Here is a 22,855-nt window from a genome sequence, read left to right as displayed (position 1 = left end):
TAGAGGCCGTGGACCACGTACTGATGCTCGCCTTAGGAGACTTGAAGTCGAGGGCCTTGCGATATTTGTTGACAGCAGTCGCCATAGGCGTCGGCGTAGCGTTGCTGGTGGCCTTAACCGCCGTCAGCGACGCCACGAGGGCCTACGTGGAGCAGACGCTTTACAAAGTCTACCCAGCCGATATTATGATGTATTCAGACTCTATAAATATCCCACAGCGGCTTGTGGACTTGCTCCAGCGTAACCCCGCCGTAAGTGGGGCAGAGGGGATCATAATTACCACCGGCGTTGTGAATGGGCAAGTGGTATCTATCGTGGGGATACCTCTTAGAGACGTCGACTACTTCGCCATTGACTTAAAGGAGGGGAGACTCCCCTCCTCGGGGGGCGAGGCCGTTGTAGAAGAGTCACTCGCCGCGCGGCCCGGCGACACTATCACGATTAAGGTGTACTCAGGCGCCTTGGGCGGGGAGAGGACAGTCACGGTTAAGGTGGTGGGTGTTATGAGGAGCTTCTTAAGGGGCTTCATAGGCGCCTTTAGGCTAAATCTGGTGGTGGTTCCCCTTGACTGGCTTCAGGAAGAGCTGGGGGCTGGCCCCTTCGTCAACGCCGTCTTGATAACGCTCAGAGACAAGGGGTATGTAACGCCTTTTTACAAGACGCTGAAAGAGACGTTCCGAGATGCCCAGGTGTATACCCAAGAGGCTCTGTTGAATACAGTATCCCAGGTCTTCAACGCTTTGAACTTCGTCTTCACTGTGATAAGCGCCGCGGCGCTTGCCACAGCCGCCGTGACGACCTTCGCCGTCATGTCTATCACTGCCAGGGAGAGGCTTAGGGAATTCGGCTTGCTCAAGGCCGTGGGCATTTCGTCTTCCGACATCGTCGTGTCCGTGGCTGTGGAAGTGGCGTTGCTAAGCGTGGCCGCCGGGATCGCCGGCGCGGCGCTGGGCTTCTACGGCGCCACGCTTGTCAAACAAATTTTGATAGGTATGGGCGTCAACTTCGACGTCCCCATAGAGTTCAAGCTCCGCTACATCGCCCTAGCCCTGTCAGCCTCTCTAGCAGTAGCATTAGCGGGGGCCGCCTCGCCGCTGTATAGAGTGGCAAAGTTGCGGCCTATTGAGATACTTCAGCTATGGCGGTAGAGCTTAGGAGGGTGAGCAAGGTGTATGGGAACGGCGCTGTGAGAACCGTGGCCTTAGAAGAAGTCTCGCTTGTAGTGGCCCCGGGGGAGTCTGTGGTGTTGATGGGTCCCTCGGGCTCGGGGAAGACCACGTTGTTGAACATAGTGGCGACGCTTGATAGACCAACGAGCGGCGAGGTGTACGTGTTGGGCGTAGATGTTGTCAACATGCCAGAGAAGAAGCTGGAGAAGTTCCGCCTCCGGAACATAGGCTACCTCTTCCAGAGCTACAACCTCGTGCCCTATTTAACCGCGGAGCAGAACGTGGCCCTCCCCCTAATTGCCCTGGGCGTGAAGAAGGAGCTGGCCCTGCTGAAGGCCAGGGTGCTTCTCGAGCTAGTGGGGTTGGAGAAGGCCGCTGGGCTTTACCCACAGCAGATGTCCAGCGGCATGCAACAACGCGCCGCGGTGGCGCGGGCTCTCGCGAATAATCCCCCCATCCTCGTCCTCGACGAGCCAACCTCAAACTTAGACGCCGACAACGCCTCAAACCTCCTAGCCCTTATAGCCGCCGTGAACCGGATCTTTAAGACGACCGTTTTTATTGCGACACATGACGCAGAGGTGGCGCGCATAGCCACAAGGCTCATATACATGCGTAGCGGCAGAGTTTACGAGGCGGCAGAGCCCCCCAAGAGGGAGCTGAAGATAGAACTGGAGAGAGTCGCTACGGCGTATGAAAAACTTAGACGCATAGACGAGTTAATTGGGCTATGAGGCAGCTCTTGTACCTACTCGCTGTGGCGGTTTTCCTAGCCGCATCTACGCTTGTAATGACGTACAACGTAAAGCCTGGGGGCGCCGTCACGAGCTCTGTCTCTCTTCAAGAAGTCCTCGTAAACAATGGGCCAAGCCCCGTGAATGTGTCAGGCGTGACGGTTCCCCCCTACTCGGCGGTGGTGTTGGAGCGGCCGGCGCAAAATGTGTATCCCCCATTTCTCGCGGTGGACGTAGACGTGAGTTATGTGAACGGGGTCTATAGAGATGGGGTCCTCTGGGCGGATAACACGACCGTGGTTCGGCTATTGGTGAAGCTCCGTCCCCTTCTCCCTGTGTCTGTGCCCGTGGTGGTGTCGGTGGCGACGGATGGAAAAGTTGCCCTGCTCTATGACGTGGCTCCTACCTCAGTGACCCAGGTGTCGGGCTCTACTGTGTACTACTGGGCTCTCCTGGTGGGTAACTACACAGAGTTTAAGCTGGGTCTGAGGATTAGGGAGTTTGGGAGCTTTGGGGCTGTACGGTTGCCCACGGTGTCTATAACTGCGACGCTTGATTTAAACGGCACATTGTCGGCTTTTGATAGGCAGACGAGGGAGTTAAACAGCGCCGTTGCCCAGCTACAGAATTTCTCAAGGGTTGTCTCACTGTTTACGGAGACTGCCTACGGCCAGTTGCAAAATTTGACCCGCCTCATTCAGCTTCTCAACTTGACGGGCCTTGCCCTGGGCCAGGGGGCCAGCGCGTTGAACACGTCGACGTATGCGCTGGAGGCGCTGAGGAGACAAGTGGCGGCGCTGGGGGATGCTGCGGCTGGGGTGTCGCAGGTGTTAAACCGGAGCCTCCTCTTAGTTGACTACCAGTACCTAGCGCTTATAACAGCCGCCAACTTGTTAGAAACGCAGTCAGCGGCGTTGGCCTCCTACGACGTGGCCGCTGGGCAGACAATACAGGGGCTTGCCGAGACGCGCAGACAGCTCTTTGGCATTAGATCTAATCTACTGGCAATCCGCCAGTCAATCGACTTGGCGATAGGCGAGTTAGAGAGCGCCAAGAGAGCTCTCTCCCAGCTGAATTTAACACAAGGTGAGAGACCTCTCGACGCAGCAATTTTGCAGTTGCGCTCGCTGAGGCAGTCCGTGGACTCTTTGCTAGGCATTGTAGACAGCCTTATCGCTATAGTTGATTCTTCTGTGAATACTCTCGAGGCAACTAGGAAGAGCTTGGGAGAGCTGGCGCCTCTGTTAAACTCCACTGCGGCCTCCACGCGGGGGAACGCCACGGCGCTTAAACAAGGCATGCCGCAGATCATATTAAACGCATCGAAGAACTTAGACGACGTTGCGGCCAACCTCTACAAAACTGCAGACGAGGTGTCTAAATACGTGGCGCCGCTTTACAACGCCTCTGCTACGCTCAGGAGAGCTGGTGACGACCTCGTCCACTACGCCCGTGGCCTTAGAGACTATCAGGTGGAGCAACTGGCCGCGTTGCCCAGGCTCGGCTTTGTAGAGTCCGCATTGTACAACTACACCGCCGAGTTGAGAAGGCAGCTTTATGAGCTGTCGACGCGCCGCGCCGCAGTGGAGATGTATCTTGCCGTAGTGAATGCGACAAGGGTCGAGGTCCGGTATTTCATTGAACTTCCGCCAGCCATGCGCAACACCACGATACCCCTACCCGCAGTAGCCACTACGCCGCAGCAGAGAGATACTATGTCGTTTCAGATGCCGTTGGCAATAGTTGCCGTAGCTCTAGCAATTACTGTGCTCCTCGTGATAAGAAGAGAGAGGAGGTAGAGGAAAAAAGGTTTATGGGCTTATGCTTGTGCGTATTTCCTGGAATTTCTGCTTGTTCCACCCGGTCAGAGATACACCGGTCACCTTCACCCAGGTCTTTGGATCGACCTTAAAGGACTGCTCTACCTTTTCTCTGTGTCCGACGACGTTGTATGTGCAGAATGGGAATACGCGGCCGTCTGGCGTCGCGTAGTGGATGTCGCAGCGCTGCACTCTCTCTACGTCGTAGTTCATTGTGTCCATGAAGTGCATTATGCCGATGCCCACCACGTTGAAGAAGAAGCGGCCAAGCGACTCGTAGTCCTTTTTCACGAGGAAGTCGTAGATCAAGTCTTTTACCCTCTTGTGTTTGACCGCTTTCAATAGCTTCAGCGCCTTTAGCTTAGCCGCCTGCTTATACACTCCGCCCTTCACCGCTGTGTAGTACACATCCCACGCGCCGCGCTCAAACGCGTCGACGTCTACCAACTTTGTGATTGGGTATATGCGCTTCTCGTCTTCGTCGTAGTATATGAAGGTGGCGGCGCCGCACATGGGGTTCATGGAGAAGAGAGGCTTGGGCGAGTCTGTCAACGCCTCGACCATCTTGGCCACGGCCACTGGCCAGTTGGTGGGGCGCCAGTCCCACCTGCTGATGGCTCCGCCGGTCTGCTTCTCAATCTCAATTATGGTGTCCGGGATCGTTATGCGGAATTTGCGGAGCTCCTCCTTGCTGTACAGCCTGGCGCGGCCTGAGAAGGACACGGGCTGTATATTCACCCACCTCACCACGTCTCTGTTCTGAATTGCGAAGTCGATGATCTTGCCCAAGTCCTTGTCGTTGTAGTTGCGGGCCAGAGTCACCACTAGGACTATGGAGCGGTGGCCCAGCTTCCTCGCGTTTTCAATTACTCTGTACTTTATGGCGGCGTAGGCCTTGGGGTGGTAAAGCCTGTGGCGCCACACGCCCTCGTTCTTTTCGTCGATCGTGTCGAACTGGAGGTATATGGTGGACATGCCCGCGTCTAGCAGGGCCTTGTAGTACTCCGGCTCGTTGGCCAGCCTAATGCCATTTGTGTTCACCTCAATGTGCGTAAAGCCGAGCTTCTTGGCCATGGATACGATTATGGGCAAGTCGTCTCTAAGCGTAGGCTCGCCGCCCGATATCTGAATCGCGTTGGGGGGCCACGGCTTCTGCGCCCTCAACGTGCGCAACATGTACTCTATCTGCTCTAGGGTCGGCTCATAGACGTAGCCGGCGGCGCCGGCGTTGGCGAAACACACGGGGCACGCCATGTTGCACCTATTGGTGACGTCGATTATGGCCAACACGGTGTTGGATTTGTGCACTGGGCAGAGGCCGCAGCCCTCGGGACAAGAGCCCATGTCCTTGTAGAACTCCAGATCTGTGTAGGGGTTTGCAAGGCCCTTGGCGATGTACTCGGGCCTGTCCCACTGGAGGAAGTAGTAGTACATCTCCGCGTCGCCCCAGTACAAGTCCTCAAATACGCCGTGTTCTGGGCAACTCTTCTTAAGCCATATAGCACCGTTCTCCTCGTAGACCACAGCCGGTATCCTCCTGTTGCAGACTGGGCAGAGAGACAGCGTCGCCTTCACTGCGCGGGTATCCTCTGGCAGTCCGTACTGCCTCTTGACCATCGTCTGCCACTTCTCATTTGTCAACGTCGATTTGTACCTCTCTGGCAGATTAAACCTGGAGAGATCCACCAGCCTCTTCGGCTTAGCCTCTAGCTCCAGCACTTGTTTGCTCATTGCGCCCCCGTGGCCATCTATATTTAAACTTTTTAACCCGGTTAACGGAAAAAGATAAATAGCTAAACCGCCACCTCTCCGTGGACCAGCTCGGCAGAGTCCTCTCCCTCCTCGGCGTCGGGGAGCGGGAGGCGGAGATCTACGTAGCCTTGGTAGAACAGGGCCCCAAATCGGCAAGAGAGTTGGCAGAGGCGCTGGGCATCCCCTACACAAAGATATACACCTACCTCTACAAGTTGGAGAACCTGGGCGTTGTGGCAAAGGAGGGCGGTGGGAGGCCGTACAGGTACAGGGCGAGACCCCCCGCGGAGGTCTACAAAATGCTTGTAAACAAGACATCGGAGGCGTTGAGGCAGTTAAAGCCCTATTTCGACGGGTTGCAAATGGTCTACGAGAGACAGCACGCAGTTGCCTCGACGTTCTTGACGCTGGTGAGAGGCACGGAGCGGATTGCCGAGTTAGTCCACGAGATCATAACTACGGCGGACTCCGAGGTGTACCTCGCTCTCCCCTTCCCAGAGCTGGTGACGTATAGGCTGGTCTCGGCAATAGAGGAGGAGTCAAAGAGGGTGTCTATCAAGGTTCTTACCACTGCACGTCTGAGGCCCATGTTGAGCCTGCCTCCCCGCGTGGAGGTGAGGACCACGGCTGAGCTCTTCGGCGGAGGCGCCATCGGAGACGCCGTCGTGATCTACGTAAAACACTTCGACGAACTGAGCGGAGTTTACTCCAACGAGCGCTACATAATCGAGGTTGCCAAGACTTACTTCAACCACGTCTGGCAGAGGGCAAGTTTTAATACTGGAACAGAGCAACACACAAGCTGAATGGTGGTGAAGGTCTGGAGCTGGGATCGGTGACCTGCACTGAGGCTCAGCTTTGTAACCCCTCTATCAGCGCAGAGGCGCCGTCTTTCACAACGGTGAACAGCTTTGCGTTTGGCAAAGCCTCTCTGACCTCCTCCGCGAACTCCCTAGACTGGGTGGCCACTAGGAGCTGGTAGCGCCCAGCCAGCGATGTGAGAAGTTGGGCGAAGGCCTTTCTCACATTTACATCGACGTAGGGTATCGGCTCGTCGAAGATTAAGAAGCCGAGCTTCACCTGGGAGATTTCTCTTAACGCTAGGGCCAGGGAGAGGGCTATTGACAGCCTCTGCCCATCGCTCAGCCGGGAGACGCCATATCTATCGCCGGAGGGAGAAATGGCGTAGAAGTCGTAGTACCCCCTGCTGGGCTCCACCGCCGCGTCCACTTTCACAACGTCGCCATACTTATACAAGCTTTGAAACACCTCGTTGAAACGGCTCCTCACCACTTCCACAAGCCTAGCTCTTGCGCTAACCTTGGCTAACTCAAGCCGGGACTTGAGCTCCTCTAGTCTTCCATACGCATACAGCACGTTGTCCAGCCTCTTCTTCAGCCCCTCCGCCTCCTCCCCAACCTCCCGCGCCGCCTCCTCCAAGAGGCTCTTCTCCTTGTACAACTCGGCTAGCCTAGCCGCCGCCTTTTCAAGCTCAGCCGCCGCCTCCCTCCACTTGACCTCCACCTCGAGCTCCTCTCCCCCTATCCCCGCCTGCCTCAGCCTCTCCTCAAGTTCTTTGACCCTTTTCCTAAGCTCCCTAATCCTCACGGCTCTCCCATACCTAGAGACGGCGTCTGAGATGACACGCTTGTCCACTTTTGCAAAAAACTCGCGCAACTTCTCAATTCTCTTCTCCAACTGCCTAACCGACTTCTCAGCCTGCAACACCTTTTTCACCACCTCCTCTCTCTCTACCTTTAATTCGTCCAGTCTAGCCTTCGCGGCTATGTACTCTGCCGCGTCGCCCTGGAGGATCTCCATCTCCTCTACCTCTCTCTCCAGCGCCTTAACCTCCTCCCGTAGCTCTTCCACTCTCTTCACTACGCCGCCGAACTTTTCATCGATATCCCGAACTACTTTCTCTACGGCCTCTCTGCTTATAGGCGAGCCGCATATTGGGCAAACAGAGGCGTTTGTCTCAGCTAGGTACAACGCCACAGTCTTGAGAGACGTGTAATACGCCGCCTCTCTCTCCGCCTCGCTAAGCCTACGCCTGGCCTCGCTTAGCCTCGCCCGGGCCTCCTCCAAAGAGCGAAGCTTCTTTAAAAGCTCTTGAAAGCGCAAAAACGGCTTCTCCAATCTCCTCAGCCGCGCCTCAGCCGCGGCCACCTCCTCCTCAAGTCTCCTCGCCCTGGCCACATACTCCTCATAGGCCTTTTTCACGTCGGTCAGCTCGAGTTCCAAGTCTTTTGCAACCCTAGTCAATGCGTCGTACACCTCGGCCATGGCCACCGAGAGGGCCTCCAGGTCGGACGCCTTGTACAACTTCTCCAATATGCCTGGGTCAAGCATGTGTTCAAACTCCTCAGCGGCCTCCCTAAGCGCGGCCTTCACCTTCTCCAGCGCGCCCACGTCTACCTCGCCCCCCGCGGAGGACTCCAAAAACTCGAGCTCAGACCTGGCCCTGTAGTACTCCAGTAGAATCTGCTCGTGCTCCTTCAGCTTCGCCAAATACGCCGCCCGCGCCCTGGCAAGTTCCTCCACCGTCCTCGTCAACATAGCCTCCCGCTCCTTCAGCGCCTCAATCTCGGAGCTCAGAGCCCTAAGCCTAGACACTAGCCCCGAGTAGCCACCATACCTCTTAATCACATCCCGGTACTTCTCATAAGCCGCCAGCCTCTTCCTCAGCTCCTCCGCCTTCCCCAACAGCGCCTTCTCGGCCGAGGAGACGGTCTTAACTACGCCGTCTATCACGTCGATGCCGAAGAGCCTATCCACCGAGATTGCCCTCTTCTGAGAGGTGCCGTAGATAAAGCCCTCCAGCGTCCTGTGAGAAATGTATACCAACCGCTCGTACAAATCCTCGTCTACGCCTAAAAGCTCCTCCAGCCTCCTCTCCGCCTCGCCGCCTCTGAGCTCTACGCCGTTGTGCACAACGACGAGCTTCTCCGCTCCCCGCTTTCCCAGCTTCCTCTCCACCTTAAGCACATTGGCCCCGTCCACCAGCTCTAGAGCCACTCTAGCCTCGTGAGACCCCGAGTGTATCAAGTCGGCTAGCTTGGCCACCCTCTCCTTGACCTCAAGCTGTTGGCCAAACAAGGCGTACTCAATGGCGTAGAAAACGGAGGTTTTCCCAGCGCCTATCCTGCCCCACAGCAAATTGACGTCGCCTAGCTCCAGCCTGTGCGCTCCCCTATACGAGCGGAAGTTCTCCAGCTCAACTCTCGATATCCGCCACATCTACGCCCAACTCCTCCAAGTACTTCTTTAAAACCTCTCTAGCCCCCCTAGCCCCCCGTTGTCTGTAGGCGACTATGAGCCTCTCTGCGAGCTTCCCCTCGTCGGTGTTCCCAAAGACTTTCCTAACCTCCTCGAGGAGGATGTCCACGCGTGAGAGGACTAGCCAATATATATTCTTACAGCCTAGCGCTTCGACCTAAGTATCTTAACCCACTCATTTTCGCCAATGCCTCCCCTGGGCTCCTGGGCAGACTCAGCCGCGGCTCTCTGCACAGGCGGGGCGGCCCTCTTCGCCTCTTCTACCGCCTGTAAAGCCCTCTTTACCTCCTCTACCCTCTGGTCTACATACCGTCTAACTTTCTCAAAGAGGGACTCCTCAACTCTCTTCAACTCGGATGCCAAATACTCATGCAACGCCGCCTTAACGGCGTCGATCTTCAGAGGCTCCACTGCCGCAGGCCTAGCTCTTGCAAAAATCTTCACCTCGACGCCGTCTACGCCCTTGGCGGGGTCCACGACGACTAGCCCTACCCCATTTGCCTTAAAATACCGCGGGTCAACGAAGGCCAAGGCGTCGGGGAGCACAGCCAAGAAGACCTTAGACGCGCCTAGCCCCATCAACGCGCCCACACGCTTGTAGAGTTCGGCCTCCTCATATAAGTCTGTGAAGTATATCCCAACCGCCACCCTGTTTAACCCCTCTTCAAACCACAACACCTCTCCCCCCTCTCCCGCGTACTTCATCCCCAAGACCTCTGTGAAGTGGCGTATTAAGAGGACCTTGGGAAAATCCACGATATATCCAACGCCAGTATTTAAATTCAGCGGCGTGGAAACCTCCAGCCCTCCCTCGTGGTGTCAGACCACTCCAAGCTCAGCGGCAGGGCGTAGCCGTATATCACCGCACCTCGCCACACGGAGTACTGCGGCTCCGAGACCAGCCTCACCTCTACCTTAGACGCCAGGGCCGGGCTCTTCTCCTCCAGTGCGATCTTGACCCTCGTCACGCTGTCCGCCGCCACATCCTCCATGCCGGGGGGCACTCTCCAGCTGAAGGCGCCTCCGCTCAAGATGATCTGAGACGCCACCCTCTCCTGTATTTCCACAGAGACGTTTCTCAGCGACGTGATTATTGCACTGGCCACGTCCATTTCGCCGTAGAGAGTGACGTCGCCTATCACCGCGTTTTCAATGCGGAGCCGCGACTGCTCTATGTAGCTCTTAATCTCCTCGTGGTTGGGGTCAAAGACTATTTCCCCAATGAGAAACCTCGTCCACGCGTACTCCCGCGGTATTTCCACCTCCACGACGGGGGACAGCCTCACCTTTGTCACAAAGCGGTCTGGGTCAGACTTCGCTGCCCTAATTGCCTCCTTAAGCCTCCTCGGGACAAGCCCCACGGCCCTCTTCACCACCTCCACCGCGTACTCCTCTCTGGCAATGTCGCTGTACCCAATGTCCTTGAGAATTTCCCTAGTGATGGCATTGGCCTCGGCTCCCCCCCTGTTGAGGGCCACCAGCCCCTCTCTAATTAAGGCAAAGCTTATGGGAGCCACCTGGATATTCCCATGCCCGCCCTCCACAATTACGCAGTTAACCGCGTTTTCTGCAATGGCCACGGCCAGGGGCTGGGGGAGGATCGTCACTGCGTAGATCTTAAACTCGCTGGCCAGCTCGTCATAGATGTCGAAAATGGCCTTGTACATATAGTCCGGCGCCAAGGCTGAGAGAGCCACGGCCACAAGCCACCCGGCGAACTCTGGGTCCGACACTGGGAACTGGGCAAGAGTGTACCTTGCCAACTCCTTCAACACTCTCCAAGCCTCCTCGTCGTCCCGCCTAGCCACGCCGTCTTTAAGCGGGTACTTCAAATTCCGTTGCACATCTCTAACGCTCGACAGATATTTCCGCACCTCCTCGTCGCCTACCACAAGGCCCCGCGCCAACACGTCAGGGGGTATTCTCATTTTTACAGACTCGGGGAGATCCCGGAGAAAGAGCCCCCTAGTCTGCACCATCTTAGGCTCGTTGAGAGTTATGGGCCCGTACTTGACGTAGCTGGTGCCGAAGTCCACGCCGAAGGTGTACTTAAGCCTATACGCGTCTGAAATCACGCCCACTCTCAACAACAGCTATTTAAGCTTCTGGCTTTACCTTAATTTCGCCATTTTCTACAGAGATTAAAACGACGTCGCCCACGTCCACGTCGCCAAACATCTCCAGCTCCTCGTCAGTCAGCCACAGAGTTAGCCTCGGCACTGCTATCTTACCCCCTCCGAAGGGGAGAGACCGCACTATCTGTGTAACAAGCGGCATTACCTCGCGCATGAGTTGCGCCGTCTGCTCATCTTGCGCAGAAAAGGCCGCCACGGGGCCCGGCAACTCCTTCTCCTCTATTATATCGACTTTTATGTATCTAGCGCCGCTCGGGTCGTACACCAACTGCTTGCTAATGACGATGCCCCTAATAGTGGCCATGGAAACCAAAACCGGCAAATATATAAATGCTACCCAAGCCCCTGCTCGCCGAGGAGCCGCCGCATGAGGGCGCTCCTCGCCTCAAAGTAGCCCCCAGCGGCCGCATATCTCTCCAACAGCCTCAGCCAGTCCCCCGACCTCGTTATCTTCGCCATGACTCTGTACGCCTCATCCAGCTCCTCTCTGCTGTAACTCCGGTATTTGTCCACGTGGAACAACATGTCGCGGGGGAGCCTAGGCCGAGGAGGCGGGTCCTCGTCGGGGACGCCAATCGCCAGCCCGAAGAGTGGATAAGTCAGACGTGGAAGCTCTAGAATCTTTATGAGCTCCTCAGCGGCGTTTTGCACCGCGCCTATGAAACAAGAGCCGTAGCCAAGCGCAGTAGCGGCCAGGGCCATGTTCTCAGCCGCCAAAGCTGCGTCAACTGCCGCGAATACGAAAAGGGCGAAGCGGTCTTTCGCCAGCTCCCTCCCCCTGTGCTTTAACAAATTTTCCAGCCTATACAAATCCGCCAGAAACACGAAAAACTCCGAGGCCTCGGCCACGTGGGGTTGCGCAATTAGTTCCGCGATTTTGGCCCTCTTTGCCTCATCTACAATCCGCACAGCGGTCCACAGATGCAGAGTTGCATCTGTCGGCGCCGACCGCCCAGCCTCCATTATGCGAATTACGTCCTCCTCTGGCATTTTAACACGCTTAAACCTCCTTATCGACCGCCGCCTTGCCAACGTCTCCCAGAAGTCCATGTGTCGAAGATTACCTTTTTAAATATCATCCACCTCGCCCCCCATGGCCCAGGAATTTCCAGAAGACTGGGAATACTCAGGCGGAGAGCTGGAGAAGACGCTAAAAGTGCGCGCCACATGCCCATACTGTAAACACAAGTTCGAGGTAGAGATTGGAGAAAGCTGGTACAACATTGGCTTTAGCATTAATTGCCCCAAGTGCGGCCGCTCATTCCCAATAAACGCCTACGGCGAGATCATAGGCGTCGTTGGACAGAAATAACACAGATAATACCCAGCCCCGTTTTTTAAGAGGCCGCAGTTTTCTACATGGAGCCAGTGAGGAAGATCGAGGAAGGCCTCAAAGAGCTGTACGACTCCAATGTCGGCAAAGTGGAGAGACAGCCAGACGTGGATATATACGACCTAGGAGACTCCGTGGTTATATACATAGACATGCCCGGCGTGAAGAAGGAGGGGATAAAGGTTAGAGTATACGACCGCTCAGTGGAAGTCACGGCGTCGCCGTCGCAACAAGAGGCCCAGGGGAAGCCCATTAGAAGAGAGCGCATTTCCAACTTCCCCGTGTCGAGAAAAATAGAGCTACCCTTCAGGCTCAGAGTGGACAGCGCCAGGGCGGTCTACAGAGACGGCGTATTGCAAGTGGTGGTGGGCAAGGCGGGGGAGTACGGAGTGGCCGAGCTCAAGATAGACTAGAGGCGCGCCCAGGTAAAGCCGAGCAGAGCCACCTCCCCCGCCGGCTTCAGCACAGTGGCCAAGGTAAAGGTCTTTTTAACGCTGTGCCCCAGCCTCCCACCCCTCGTAATGTCCGTAGCCGAGATGCCCTTGTCAGGCTCCAAAAACACTACCACCATAGGCGCGTGGTCTATGCCCGGCCCCTTCTCGTACACTGAGAACAAGGCGCCGAACTTAAGCCCGCTCTTAACCACGTAGCCCAAGTCTCTAAAGTACTTGTATATCTTGTATATATCGTCGAAGTTCTTAATCCTAGCCCTACCCAGCTCCACCAACTGTTGAGGCGGTATTTCCACTCCGTTCTCATCCACCACCGTCAACACCCCCTTCTCCGCGAGGTACAACGCCTCGTAGAGGGCTAGTATCAGCGGGGCATCTACCTTATCCACCTCCTCCCTCTTCACCTTGTCATAGCCTAGAAACCGCCCGTAGAAGCCCCGCCTATACAGCTCCCTGCCGCTTTCTACGTCTTCTACAACTACCGCAAGGCCCCTCAAGACGCCTTTGATCATCTCTTTCTCACTGTAACAACAGTGCCGTCGGCCACTCCAAGAGACCTAAGCTCCTCAGCCGACACCAACACCTCCCCCGCGGCTAACTTCTCGTCTAACACGGCGCGGAACACCTTCTTCTTCTCGTGAGAAGAGCCGCCTGGCGCCACCACCTCCACCTCGCTCGGCTTATCGAGCTCCTCGTAGACGTCCTTAGACAACTTGGCCACGCCCTCTTCCACATCTCCGGCGCGTATTTTGACTCTGCGCTCGCCTCTTTTCTGCTCTTTCTTCTCCTGTTGAGGCTTGAGAAACGGCGGTATCAACAGCCTCTTACCCCTTTCCACGTCCTTCCCCTCAGACATGTACAATACAGGGGGTGGGGGTTAAAAATGTGTTACTGAGGTGAAGCGCCCAGCGCCTCCGCGGCCTTGTCAAAGGGAACACCGCCTCTAACCAAGGCGGCGAAGCGGGCTACGTCGCTAGTTTTCACTCTAACCTGCCTCCTAGTGTCGCGGTCGCGAATAGTGACAGTGCCGTCGACGGGGGTTCTCTCGTCTATGGTAACGGCGAGGGGAGTCCCCACCTCGTCGCACGCGGCGTATCTACTGCCAATAGTCCCCTCGTCGTCATAGTGCACGAGGAAGCCCTCAGACGCCAACTCTCTCATAAGCCTCTTACCAATGGCCACGTAGTCCTCCCTTTTTACAATTGGCAAAATGCACAAAGTCACAGGCGCAATGTCGGGCGGCAAGCGCAGATACACTCTGCCGCCCTCCTCCGCCACCGCGTGCTCTAGCACAACGTATAGAATTCTGTCAAGGCCAAACGACGGCTCCACCACGTGGGGTATAAACTTCTCCAAGTCGGTACGACGCTTCTCGGCCTTGATAAACACCATCTCGCGCGTCACAACGAAGTCGCCGACTCTCACCTCGCTCGCGCCTTGCCTAAAGGCCTCCGCCACCCTTGCCTCCGCCTCCTTAATTGCCTTAACCACTTCGCCCAGCCTATCGCCGTACTTCTCCCTTATAGTAGCCGGGTTGGGGTATACGCGGACCACCTCCACCTCCTTCGGCGCGGGGAGCCTCCTCTCCAAGTAGAGCTCCTGCCCACTGTGCTTGCTGTGACCAGAGAGGTCGTAGTCTGTGCGATATGCGTGGCCAGAGACCTCCACCCACCCGAACCTCTCTGTGTAAACCATCTGGTCGTAGGACTTGGCCGAGTAGTGCGCCCTCTCGTGGGGGAGCTTCCCGAGGAACTTCTGCTTCTCTAGAGGCACGCCGAGCTCCCTTAGGAACTTGGCGGCGAGGGCCATGAAGAACGCCATCCACTCGTTGGCGTACCCCTTCTCCACCACTTCCCGCGCCGTGAGGTAAAGCGGGTCGGTCGCCCCCTTTGCCACGAGCTCCTCTGGCACAATGGGCACCTCCAAGTTCTCCACCTCGGCGAAGACTGGACACTTGGGGTTCTGTGGGTCAAAGAACAGCTCAATCTCCATCTGAGTAAACTCCCTCAGCCTAATGAGGCCGCCGCGGGGCGATATCTCGTTCCTCGCCACTCTGCCAATCTGCGCCACGCCAAATGGGTGCCTCCTGCCCACATACTCCGCGAGCCGCGGAAACGCCACAAAAATGCCCTGCGCAGTCTCAGGCCTGAGGTAACCCGCGCTGTCGCTGTAGGGGCCTATCGTCGTCTTAAACAAGAGGTTAAATGTCTCCACGTCCCCCAGCTCGCCGCCGCAGACTGGGCAACGAATCTTATGCTCCTCTATGAGGCGCTTGAGATCAGCGGCCGAGAGACCCTCCGTGGACACCTTGAGCCCCCTCTTGGCCAACTCCTCCTCCACCAAGTGATCCGCCCTAAACTTTCTACCACACTTACTACACGTCACTACGTAGTCTGTGAAATGGTCCAGGTGGCCGGAGGCCTTGAACACGGGCTCGGGCATAATTATGGGAGTTTCCACCTCCACGATGAAGTCTTGGTAGGGTAAGACGAAGGTGCGTCTCCACTTCTCGACAATATTCCGCCTAATCTGCACCCCCAGGGGGCCGAAATCATAAAAGCCGCCGATGCCGCCATAGATCTCCGAGCTGGGCCAATAGATCAACCTCCTCTTTACGATCTCCTCAAGCCGCTCAGCACGCCCCATTGCGCCCATGTAGTAAATATATTTTAAGCCTTTCCAAGAGCCGTGTCGCCGTCGACCCGACTATGGCTTGCCTCTCTCTACCTCTTCATCATGGGGACGATATCCCTCGCATACTCCTTGGCGGAGCTCCTCCTCGGCGTAGTGTACCAAAGCCTCCTAGTCACAAGCGATGCACTCCACGGATTTCTGGACAGCGCCATCGCGTACGTCAGCGGATTCGGCCTCTACTTTGCGTCAAGGCGCTCTAGGCCATTCCCATGGGACTACTACCGCGTAGAGAGCCTGCTGACGTTGCTCTCTGTAATAGCCGTGGTGGGCTTCTACACCTACCTACTGGCATCCTCTATAAAGCTGGACGGGGAGCCCACGCCCCTATGGATGACGCTTCTGTTGCTGGCCAGCGGCGCAGTGACGGCGTTGATGTACCTCTGGGAAAAGCACAACTACCGCGTGTTGAAGCTGGACATACTCCAGGCAGATGCCACACACGCCAAGGTTGACACATTCCTCTCCATTTTCTCCGCCGCGGCCGTTGTTGTGAGTAACTTGTTCCACTTATACATCGCGGAGACGGCGGCTGTGGTGGCGATATTCGGATACGTGCTCTACGAGTTCCTGCGCTTGGCCAGAGAGGCCACTTACGGAATCCTGGGCGCATTGTACAGAGACGAGGAGCTCGAGGAAAAGATCAGAGATGCACTCGGCGAGCTGGGCCGCCCCATCGACGTAAAAATTAGGAGGGCTGGGAGCTTCCTAGTTGTGTATTCCCTCGTGGCGGTGAGCCCCGACATGACCATCGGCCGTCTACACGTCTTGAGGACCAGGGCCATAAGGGCAATTTCAAAGCTCCACCCCCTCATAGTGCATGTTGATATAAAAATTGTCCCTAGGAAGAGGCGCCATGCTTAAGAGCGTCTGCCGCGAGGGAGACGTAAAGCTGTTCGGCGCGCCGATGGAGGACACCGTCAGCTTTAGGCCGGGCACTCGCTTTGCTCCACAGAAAATACGGAGCATTCTGCCGTATCTAGAGTACACGACTGTCCTCGGCAACGTGGCAAAGCCGCTCTGCGACCTCGGCGACGTGGAGCTACTGCACGGGGCGCCCGGCGAAAACGTGTCGCGGATAGAGGCCTTCATTAGGAAGACTACGCCGCCCTTTATAATGCTGGGTGGCGAACACACGGCTACGCTTGCCGCACTGAGGGCGCTGAGGCCCGACGTGTATGTCCACATAGATGCCCACTTCGACCTCCGCGACGAGTGGCCGCCTGGGCAAAAGCTATCCCACGCCACTTTTGCAAGAAGGGCGCACGAGGAGTTGGGCTTCTACGCCTTGTACATAGGGGTCAGGGCATACGACGACGAGGAGTACAAATACGCAAAAGAGGCAGGCTTCTACGTGGTAGAGGGGTCAGACTTCACGAGGTCCGAGGTGGCAGACGCCGTGGCAACTGCCTCGGGGAGAGTGTACTTAAGCCTAGACATAGACGTCTTAGACCCCTCCGAGGCGCCAGGCGTGGGGACGCCGGAGGCCGGCGGCCTCTCCTTTAGAAAACTGGAGCTCCTACTGGCCGACTTAATGCTCTCTTTAAAGCCCGTGGCCGTAGATGTCATGGAGTACAGCCCCCCGTTCGACGTCTCCGACATAACTGCGGCGAAGGTGGTGAGGATACTAATGCACATTTCTTCTCTGCTTTAGTCAGCCAGTATGCCTCTCGTCACACCTCAGCCGCGAGCTACAACATCACTAAAATACCCGGAGTCTCAGTTTTAAATATGCGGGCCCTCTTCGTAGGACGTTTCCAGCCGTTGCACTGGGGGCATGTAAAAGTGGTGGAGTGGCTCCTCACGCACTACGACGAGGTAGTAATAGCGCTGGGGTCGGCAGACAAGGCCCTCACATTTGAAAACCCCTTTACCCCCGGCGAGAGGCTTGAGATGTTCAGGCGGCACTTTGGCCCAAACTGCCGCCTCCTCTTTTGCACAGTGCCCGACACAGGCGGCTCCTCAAGCCTATGGGGTGCATATGTCCGCCACTGGTGTCCCCCCTACCAAGTGGCCTACTCCAACAACCCCTACGTCGCTGCCGCGCTTGAGTACTGGGGGGTAGAGGTGAGGGCTCACCCACACCACGAGGGCTACTCAGCCACGGAGGTAAGGCGCCTAATGGCGCAGGGAGATCCCCGGTGGAAGGAGCTTGTCCCAAGCGCAGTGGCCGAGTACATCGAGGAGATAGGCGGCGTCGCTAGAGTTCAACATTTATATAGGGCGGCAAACAGGTAGCCGTGGCGGAGGAGAGGAAGCTCTACGTGTGTATGAGATGCGGCCGGACGTTTTCAAAGTCTGAGATGGAGATTCTCCCCGGCATAAGGTGCCCCTACTGCAACTTCAAGATAATTATGAAGGTCAGAAGCCCAATGGTCAAGCGCATACCCGCCATCTAATGGCCGCCGACTTCTCCGAAATAGCCGACAGGTTCAGAAAATCAAAGCTGGCCGAGGCCCTCAGAGTGGAGGTGGTGGGAGGCCGCCTGCTGGTTGACGTAGAGACGGGCAGAGTCAGAGGCTACTTTGTGGCAATTAGGGGAGGCCGCCTCCGCATGCGGGTAGACGGCTACACGGTGGTGTGGGACCCAGAGACGGACATGGTGGTGTGGGCAGGGGGGAGGGGGCTAGGCTGAGAGAAAGCGCCAGACTTGCCCACGCCAGAGGTCGTACAGCCCCTTTAAGTGAATCACGGGGGTGCCAGAGGTCATGCGGTAGACCATCCACTGCAGGAACTTCTCTTTGTCGCCCTCCGCCAGCCAACTCTCGGCCTCCACCTCGAAGACTCCGCTCTCCAACTCCTTGGCTATTGCCTTGGCCAGCGTGGCGGCTTGCCAAAGGGCCCCCCACCCAATGGGAGGCAGACCCAGCTTTAGAAGCGAAGAGTCGCCGATGAGGTATACGCGCTCGTACTGAGTCTCAAAGGTGGTTGGATCTACCTCAAGCCCCGCGGCGAGGGGGTGGGGCCTCGCCGCGGGCACTTTTATGTACAACTCGTCGGGGCGCCACGGCGGCGGCTCGTCCGACATCTCGAGTCCAATCTCTTGCGCCCACCTCTTTCCCACCTCCATGAAGGAGCGGTAATCTTCGCCAATGTAGACTACGTGAATTGACACCTCCTTCTCCGGCCACCTAGACTTAATGGCATATGCCAGCTCCTGGAATCCCGCAACCGGCGTCAGCTCGTTCACTATGAAGCGGACGGCCTTGGCGCCGGCGGCGGCTTGAGCTATGGCTGCGCTGCCCTCCACTGACCAGTACTGCGCGCTGCCTATGTGTAGGGCGCCTGGCGCCAAGACTAGGTAGTCGCCGCATATGGGCCCACTGCCCTCGGCCGGCCTTGCACATCTCTCGTCAATCGCCGCAACTCTTGCCTTGACGAACTTCGCCTTGGTCAACTGGCGGAAGGGAAAGAGGAGGTCTTTAAACTCCACGAGCCCAGCCACCGCCATGGGCACTCCCACGATGAACTCGTGGTAGTCCTTGGGGTCTACTAAGACTACTTCTACCTCCCTCGCCGCCGAGAGCAGTCTATATGTGAAGTAGAGCCCAGCGATGCCTCCTCCAACTACCACCACTCTATGCGGCACATGGTCATAACGGGATGTCCTTATATCTACATTTCGCACAATGGCCGTGAAGAAGCTTGTGCTAACTCCAACTTACGAAAGCTACGGCGACGTGGAACTAATGGCAAACTTCTTGGTGTCAATGGCCGGCGTTTATAACGTGTATAAGGAGGGCCGTAACATCGTGGTTGAGTTAAGCGACAACGCCAACCCGGCCGAGGTGGTTAGAACCATACTAGACCTGGGACACGAGATAGTTTTGCCCCACTTCTCCTTTTCCACGAGACAGGGGCTAGACGACCGGGAGGTGGTTAAGAGGCTGACGTCTCATCCGCTAATAGTAGCCGCCGAGTACTACCCCCGCACTGGGCGAGGTATCGTGGTTACCGTGCCCGGGGCCGCCGAGGAGGAGGTGGTTGCCGCGCTGAGGCGCGTGCTCGGCGTGGTGACAATAGACCGGCGCTACGTGGAACCGGTGCGGCTTTCCTTTGGGTAATATTTCTTACGGCTATTTTACCTGATCTAGATAAATCCCCCCGCCTGCTCTTCCCCATGCCCACAGTCTTTGTAAAAGACGGCCGCATCTATGTCGCAGTAAGAGAGGAGGAACTAGACTTAGCAGAGGAGGGGTGGGAACCCGTGGCCAGGGTAAAATCTCTCGCCCACGCTCTCAGACTTGCCTCTTTTTTAGCAGACAAATTCGACTACGTACTAGAGTGGGGCTAGCGACGTCCCCATTGCCGCCGGCTTCCCGCATATATTTCGTTGCTACGGGACTGTCGGAGGGCTGGGGCGCTCTGTGCTAGTATATAAAGGCGAGTCCTCTGCGGAGGAATCGCTGAAGTGCCACGTATAGAGCCACTGGGGGTATGGCGTATAGCAGGGCCGCGGCGGCAAAGCGGTTCCACTGTACTGAGTACACGTTGGACAGCAGGGAGTATATCCAGAGGATTAGAGTCCTATTTTCGCCTGATAGGAATAGGTTCGCCATTATGAGCTCTCCCCAGGCGCCGATGAAGCTCAGTATAGAAGTCACGGCGATGGCCGGCATCATCATTGGCAATACGATGCGGAGGAGCACGGTATTGGTGCTTGCGCCGTCTATAAACGCCGCCTCCTCCGCCGATCTGGGAATGGTGTCCATGTAAGTCTTCATAAGCCACGTGTGGTATGGGATACCCCCCGCCGCATATATCAGGGCTAGGGCAACCAAGTTGTTTCTAAGCCCCAGCGCGGAGACGATGCCGAATAGGGCAATTAGCCCGGCGATGCCGAGCCCGCCGGCCACCTGGGTAAATACCACGTAGAAGGACAGTAGCGAGTCCCGGCCTCTAAACTTGTAGCGGCTAAAGGCGTAGGCCCCCGGCAGAGCCAAGGCCACGACTATTACCACGGTGAGAGAGGACACTATGAGGCTGTTCAAAAGTCCCCTCCAAAAGTCGGGCTGGGATAGAACCCACTGAAAGGCCTCGAGCGTGGGCACAAAGTCGCCCCCTATCCGGAAGTAGGGCAGTTTATTAAAAGACAAGAGCACGATCTGTAACACTGGGTAGAATAGGAGGAAGGTGGCCGCCGCGGCCACGGCGGTTTGAAACACGCTAGCTCTCATAGGCCCCCTTTAACAAGCCAGTCAGCCTAATCGCCGCAAGCATAAACACGGATATGAAAAGCGCGGAGACTGTGAGCACGGCGGCCGCCAGCCCGTACTCGCGGAAAGGCGACCCAAAGGCCCAGTAGTACCCATAGGCGAGGATGAAGCGGTCGTATAGCTGGATAAAGTTCCAGAGAAAGGCCACGAGGAAGAACTGTAGCGACGCCGCGGCGGTCATCACCGAGGCGTAGATTAGCGGCCTCTTAATCAGCGGAAGAGTGATCTTCGTGAATATGTCCCACCTCCCCGCCCCATCTATATAAGCCGCCTCGTACGCAGCCCTAGGCACGTTGGCCAAGGCGCCGATGACCACGGTCATTATGAAGGGATACGCAAGCCAAGTCTCTATCACCACCATTGCGGCGTAGGCGTAGTCCTTATTCACTATCCAGTCGGGCGGATTTCCTACGCCGAAGTAGCGCAACAACTGGTTGACAGGCCCAAACGCGGGGTCAAAGACGTAGCGCCACGCAACCACCGAGAGTATAAGCGGGAGGGCCCACGGCACTACCAAAAACGCCCTCATAATCGACTTGCCCAACACCTTTTCAGAAGACATGAGCAATCCCACCAACGTGCCCACGGCCACCTTGGCGGGGACAGACACTGCGACGAAAATGAGAGTCCAGAGAAAGGCGTTAAAAAAGCCTGAGGCGGCTGGCCCGGCGAAGATAGAGACGTAATTTTTAAGGCCGACGTAGTCAGGGGGCGGCCTCGCCTGTTTTAACTCCTCGGGGGCCCAAGGAGGCGGAGTGGGGAAATTTCTAATGTTGGCATCTGTAAAAGAGATGTACACTGAGTAGACTATAGGCCACAAATTGAAGAGGAGGAAGAGAAAAAGACCCGGGAGTATTAGCCACAGAGGCCTCATCAACAGACGCCTCTTGCGCAGAGGTCCTTAACCGCATCTTGCACAGCCTGCGCTATCGTCTTTTGGTTGGACACGATGGAGTTCTGTATTACCAAATCCACGGCGCCCCACACGGGTTGCATCTTAGGCGACACGGGCATTAGATACGCGTTTTTAACTGCGTCGTAGAAGCCCTGCACCACTGGATCTGCAATGTTCACATCTTTAATCACTGGCACATAGCCTAGCTTATCCACTAGGATCTTTGCCACTTGGGGATCTGTGGTAAACCACTTCATGAAGTCTATGGCCTCCTTTGAGGCGTATATGGTGACATAGAACATCTTCAAGCCTCCGTAGGGCCTTGGGACGTAGGTGCTGTTGACTGGGGGCAGGGGCACTACGTAGAAGTCTATCCCGGCTTTCTTAACTGCGCCTATGGACCAAGGCCCGTTCACCATGCACGGGGTCTGCCCTGAGAGGAATAGACTCACTTGGGTGTTGTAGTCCGTGGGGTTCGGCGCGACGTACGGCATAATGTATGTCTTAAAGAACTGGAAGCCCGCTATCGTCCTGGGGTCTGTGAGACCCTGCTTCTCGGTCTTGTCGTCGAAGTAGTATCCGCCGGTCCCGTGTATCCACGCAGATATGAAGTAGGGATTTACAACATATGAGATGCCGTAGGTCTGAGGCGGCTTATTAAAGCTCTTCATGACGTTTAAGAGGTCGGCAAAAGTGGTGGGGGGCTGAGGCGCCATCTTCTTATTGCATATAAGCGCCACAGTCTCTGCTGTGAAGGGCAGGCCGTAGATATGGCCCTTGTACTGAGGTATACTTACCACGAACTTGTTTAACACGTCTTGCACATCGTTTTCTACAGGCTTTAAGGCGCCGGCCTCCACCATGAGCCCAATCCAGTCATGTGCCCAGATAAAGAGGTCGAATTTCTCGCTGTAAGGAGGCGCAATAGCAGCGAGAACCGCGGTTTGAAGATCAGGCGCCTTGTTTTCAAACACTATTTTCACATTGGGGTGTTGTTGCATATAGAGGGCGGCCACCTCTTTAAACACGGCCTCCTCCTCTGGGTTAAGCGCGTGCCATATCCTTATGGTCACTTGGGCGGCCTGCGGCGGGGTGGTAGTTGTCGGAGTGGGCGTGGCGGGGTGAGTCTGCGTAGGAGTGGCCGTGGTGGTTGGGGCCGGCGTTGGGGAGGGCGCGGTGGTTGGAGGGGTGGGAGAGGGTGTAGTGGCAGGCGGCGTGGTAGTTGGAGTAGCTTGCGTTGGGGCAGTAGTGGCGGGGGACTGCGTTGGGGAGGGCGCGGCGGGTGATTGTGTGATAAAGTAGGCCGCCAGACCTATTAAAATCACTGCTAGGACGATTCCAAGGAGTAGGTACTTGTTCATATCTAAAAAGATGTTCTT

The 22,855-nt window shown here is 56.5% G+C and carries 27 protein-coding genes; 13 read left to right on the top strand and 14 right to left on the bottom strand.

Annotation, left to right across the window (positions count from 1 at the left end; translation table 11 throughout):
* Positions 1-8 precede the first annotated feature (8 nt).
* From PCAL_RS08690 to PCAL_RS08680, 3 genes are read left to right on the top strand one after another with little or no spacing between them, the layout of a single operon-like run.
* A complete protein-coding gene (locus PCAL_RS08690) occupies positions 9-1,148 on the top strand; it encodes an ABC transporter permease (protein ID WP_193322650.1) in 1,140 nt (379 codons plus the stop codon).
* A complete protein-coding gene (locus tag PCAL_RS08685) occupies positions 1,139-1,903 on the top strand; it encodes an ABC transporter ATP-binding protein (RefSeq protein ID WP_011850317.1) in 765 nt (254 codons plus the stop codon). The genes PCAL_RS08690 and PCAL_RS08685 overlap by 10 nt, the downstream gene beginning before the upstream one ends.
* Positions 1,900-3,702 carry a hypothetical protein gene (locus tag PCAL_RS08680; protein ID WP_011850316.1) on the top strand — a complete coding sequence of 601 codons (1,803 nt, stop codon included), beginning with the start codon at positions 1,900-1,902 and terminating at the stop codon, positions 3,700-3,702. Before PCAL_RS08685 ends, PCAL_RS08680 begins: the two co-directional genes overlap by 4 nt.
* A 12-nt stretch (positions 3,703-3,714) precedes the next feature.
* Here PCAL_RS08680 and tes read toward each other — a convergent pair whose 3' ends face one another.
* Complete coding sequence (gene tes, locus PCAL_RS08675; protein WP_011850315.1) at positions 3,715-5,454, bottom strand: tetraether lipid synthase Tes; 1,740 nt, start codon at positions 5,452-5,454, stop codon at positions 3,715-3,717.
* Positions 5,455-5,534: 80 nt separating this feature from the next.
* On the opposite strand from tes, the gene PCAL_RS08670 reads away from it, so the two are divergent.
* Positions 5,535-6,281, top strand: coding sequence for a TrmB family transcriptional regulator (locus PCAL_RS08670; RefSeq protein WP_011850314.1), 747 nt, complete (start codon positions 5,535-5,537; stop codon positions 6,279-6,281).
* A 46-nt stretch (positions 6,282-6,327) separates the two neighbouring features.
* Here PCAL_RS08670 and PCAL_RS08665 read toward each other — a convergent pair whose 3' ends face one another.
* The 6 genes from PCAL_RS08665 to PCAL_RS08640 are packed head-to-tail and all read right to left on the bottom strand — an operon-like array spanning position 6,328 to position 11,939.
* Entirely contained in the window at positions 6,328-8,715 is a 2,388-nt protein-coding gene (locus PCAL_RS08665) for an AAA family ATPase (protein ID WP_011850313.1), read from the bottom strand.
* Positions 8,693-8,863, bottom strand: coding sequence for an arcadin-3 (rkd3, locus tag PCAL_RS08660; RefSeq protein ID WP_011850312.1), 171 nt, complete (start codon positions 8,861-8,863; stop codon positions 8,693-8,695). The genes PCAL_RS08665 and rkd3 overlap by 23 nt, the downstream gene beginning before the upstream one ends.
* A gap of 35 nt (positions 8,864-8,898) precedes the next feature.
* Positions 8,899-9,510, bottom strand: a complete 612-nt coding sequence (rkd2, locus tag PCAL_RS08655; RefSeq protein WP_011850311.1) for an arcadin-2 — start codon at positions 9,508-9,510, stop codon at positions 8,899-8,901.
* Between the two features lie 26 nt (positions 9,511-9,536).
* Positions 9,537-10,829, bottom strand: a complete 1,293-nt coding sequence (locus PCAL_RS08650; protein WP_193322649.1) for a heat-shock protein Hsp70 — start codon at positions 10,827-10,829, stop codon at positions 9,537-9,539.
* 22 nt (positions 10,830-10,851) lie between these two features.
* Complete coding sequence (gene rkd1, locus PCAL_RS08645) at positions 10,852-11,193, bottom strand: arcadin-1 (protein WP_011850309.1); 342 nt, start codon at positions 11,191-11,193, stop codon at positions 10,852-10,854.
* A 29-nt stretch (positions 11,194-11,222) separates the two neighbouring features.
* Complete coding sequence (locus tag PCAL_RS08640) at positions 11,223-11,939, bottom strand: nitroreductase family protein (protein WP_011850308.1); 717 nt, start codon at positions 11,937-11,939, stop codon at positions 11,223-11,225.
* Positions 11,940-11,982: 43 nt separating this feature from the next.
* On the opposite strand from PCAL_RS08640, the gene PCAL_RS08635 reads away from it, so the two are divergent.
* Positions 11,983-12,201, top strand: a complete 219-nt coding sequence (locus PCAL_RS08635; protein WP_011850307.1) for a CpXC domain-containing protein — start codon at positions 11,983-11,985, stop codon at positions 12,199-12,201.
* A gap of 47 nt (positions 12,202-12,248) precedes the next feature.
* Entirely contained in the window at positions 12,249-12,635 is a 387-nt protein-coding gene (locus PCAL_RS08630; RefSeq protein ID WP_011850306.1) for an Hsp20/alpha crystallin family protein, read from the top strand.
* Here PCAL_RS08630 and endA read toward each other — a convergent pair.
* From endA to glyS, 3 genes are read right to left on the bottom strand one after another with little or no spacing between them, the layout of a single operon-like run.
* Positions 12,632-13,183 (bottom strand): tRNA-intron lyase, encoded by a 552-nt coding sequence (gene endA, locus PCAL_RS08625; protein WP_193323034.1) that lies wholly within the window; start codon positions 13,181-13,183, stop codon positions 12,632-12,634. The genes PCAL_RS08630 and endA overlap by 4 nt on opposite strands.
* Complete coding sequence (locus PCAL_RS08620) at positions 13,183-13,530, bottom strand: hypothetical protein (RefSeq protein ID WP_011850304.1); 348 nt, start codon at positions 13,528-13,530, stop codon at positions 13,183-13,185. The genes endA and PCAL_RS08620 overlap by 1 nt, the downstream gene beginning before the upstream one ends.
* 32 nt (positions 13,531-13,562) lie before the next feature.
* Positions 13,563-15,320, bottom strand: a complete 1,758-nt coding sequence (gene glyS, locus PCAL_RS08615; protein WP_193322648.1) for a glycine--tRNA ligase — start codon at positions 15,318-15,320, stop codon at positions 13,563-13,565.
* Between the two features lie 42 nt (positions 15,321-15,362).
* Between glyS and PCAL_RS08610 the strand changes: the two genes are divergently transcribed.
* The 5 genes from PCAL_RS08610 (at position 15,363) to PCAL_RS08590 (ending at position 18,000) form a co-directional block, all read left to right on the top strand.
* Entirely contained in the window at positions 15,363-16,229 is an 867-nt protein-coding gene (locus PCAL_RS08610; protein ID WP_011850302.1) for a cation diffusion facilitator family transporter, read from the top strand.
* Positions 16,222-17,019, top strand: coding sequence for an agmatinase family protein (locus tag PCAL_RS08605; RefSeq protein ID WP_011850301.1), 798 nt, complete (start codon positions 16,222-16,224; stop codon positions 17,017-17,019). Before PCAL_RS08610 ends, PCAL_RS08605 begins: the two co-directional genes overlap by 8 nt.
* A 77-nt stretch (positions 17,020-17,096) precedes the next feature.
* Positions 17,097-17,603 (top strand): nicotinamide-nucleotide adenylyltransferase, encoded by a 507-nt coding sequence (locus tag PCAL_RS08600; RefSeq protein ID WP_011850300.1) that lies wholly within the window; start codon positions 17,097-17,099, stop codon positions 17,601-17,603.
* 2 nt (positions 17,604-17,605) lie between these two features.
* Positions 17,606-17,764 carry a DNA-directed RNA polymerase subunit P gene (locus PCAL_RS08595; RefSeq protein ID WP_011850299.1) on the top strand — a complete coding sequence of 53 codons (159 nt, stop codon included), beginning with the start codon at positions 17,606-17,608 and terminating at the stop codon, positions 17,762-17,764.
* Entirely contained in the window at positions 17,764-18,000 is a 237-nt protein-coding gene (locus PCAL_RS08590) for a hypothetical protein (protein WP_011850298.1), read from the top strand. Before PCAL_RS08595 ends, PCAL_RS08590 begins: the two co-directional genes overlap by 1 nt.
* On the opposite strand, the gene PCAL_RS08585 is transcribed toward PCAL_RS08590, so the two are convergent.
* On the bottom strand, positions 17,992-18,954 hold the full coding sequence (locus PCAL_RS08585) for an NAD(P)/FAD-dependent oxidoreductase (protein ID WP_193322647.1): 963 nt from the start codon (positions 18,952-18,954) through the stop codon (positions 17,992-17,994). The genes PCAL_RS08590 and PCAL_RS08585 overlap by 9 nt on opposite strands.
* A gap of 40 nt (positions 18,955-18,994) precedes the next feature.
* Here PCAL_RS08585 and PCAL_RS08580 point away from each other — a divergent pair, with 40 nt between their 5' ends.
* Both PCAL_RS08580 and PCAL_RS08575 read left to right on the top strand, forming a co-directional pair.
* Entirely contained in the window at positions 18,995-19,429 is a 435-nt protein-coding gene (locus PCAL_RS08580) for a hypothetical protein (RefSeq protein ID WP_011850296.1), read from the top strand.
* 56 nt (positions 19,430-19,485) lie between these two features.
* The gene (locus tag PCAL_RS08575; RefSeq protein ID WP_011850295.1) at positions 19,486-19,659 is read left to right on the top strand and encodes a hypothetical protein; all 174 of its coding nucleotides are present in this window, start codon (positions 19,486-19,488) and stop codon (positions 19,657-19,659) included.
* Positions 19,660-19,735: 76 nt separating this feature from the next.
* Here PCAL_RS08575 and PCAL_RS08570 read toward each other — a convergent pair whose 3' ends face one another.
* Genes PCAL_RS08570 through PCAL_RS08560 form a run of 3 tightly spaced genes read right to left on the bottom strand, consistent with a single transcriptional unit; the run spans position 19,736 to position 22,837 of the window.
* Positions 19,736-20,542: a sugar ABC transporter permease gene (locus tag PCAL_RS08570; RefSeq protein WP_011850294.1), complete on the bottom strand. Its 807-nt coding sequence runs from the start codon at positions 20,540-20,542 to the stop codon at positions 19,736-19,738.
* Entirely contained in the window at positions 20,532-21,455 is a 924-nt protein-coding gene (locus tag PCAL_RS08565; protein WP_011850293.1) for a carbohydrate ABC transporter permease, read from the bottom strand. The genes PCAL_RS08570 and PCAL_RS08565 overlap by 11 nt, the downstream gene beginning before the upstream one ends.
* On the bottom strand, positions 21,455-22,837 hold the full coding sequence (locus PCAL_RS08560) for an extracellular solute-binding protein (protein WP_011850292.1): 1,383 nt from the start codon (positions 22,835-22,837) through the stop codon (positions 21,455-21,457). Before PCAL_RS08560 ends, PCAL_RS08565 begins: the two co-directional genes overlap by 1 nt.
* Between the last annotated feature and the right edge of the window lie 18 nt (positions 22,838-22,855).

This window comes from Pyrobaculum calidifontis JCM 11548 (genome assembly GCF_000015805.1).
GTDB lineage: Archaea > Thermoproteota > Thermoprotei > Thermoproteales > Thermoproteaceae > Pyrobaculum > Pyrobaculum calidifontis.
Note: the sequence above shows the minus strand (reverse complement) of the source record. Positions and strands in the feature narration are given on the sequence as shown.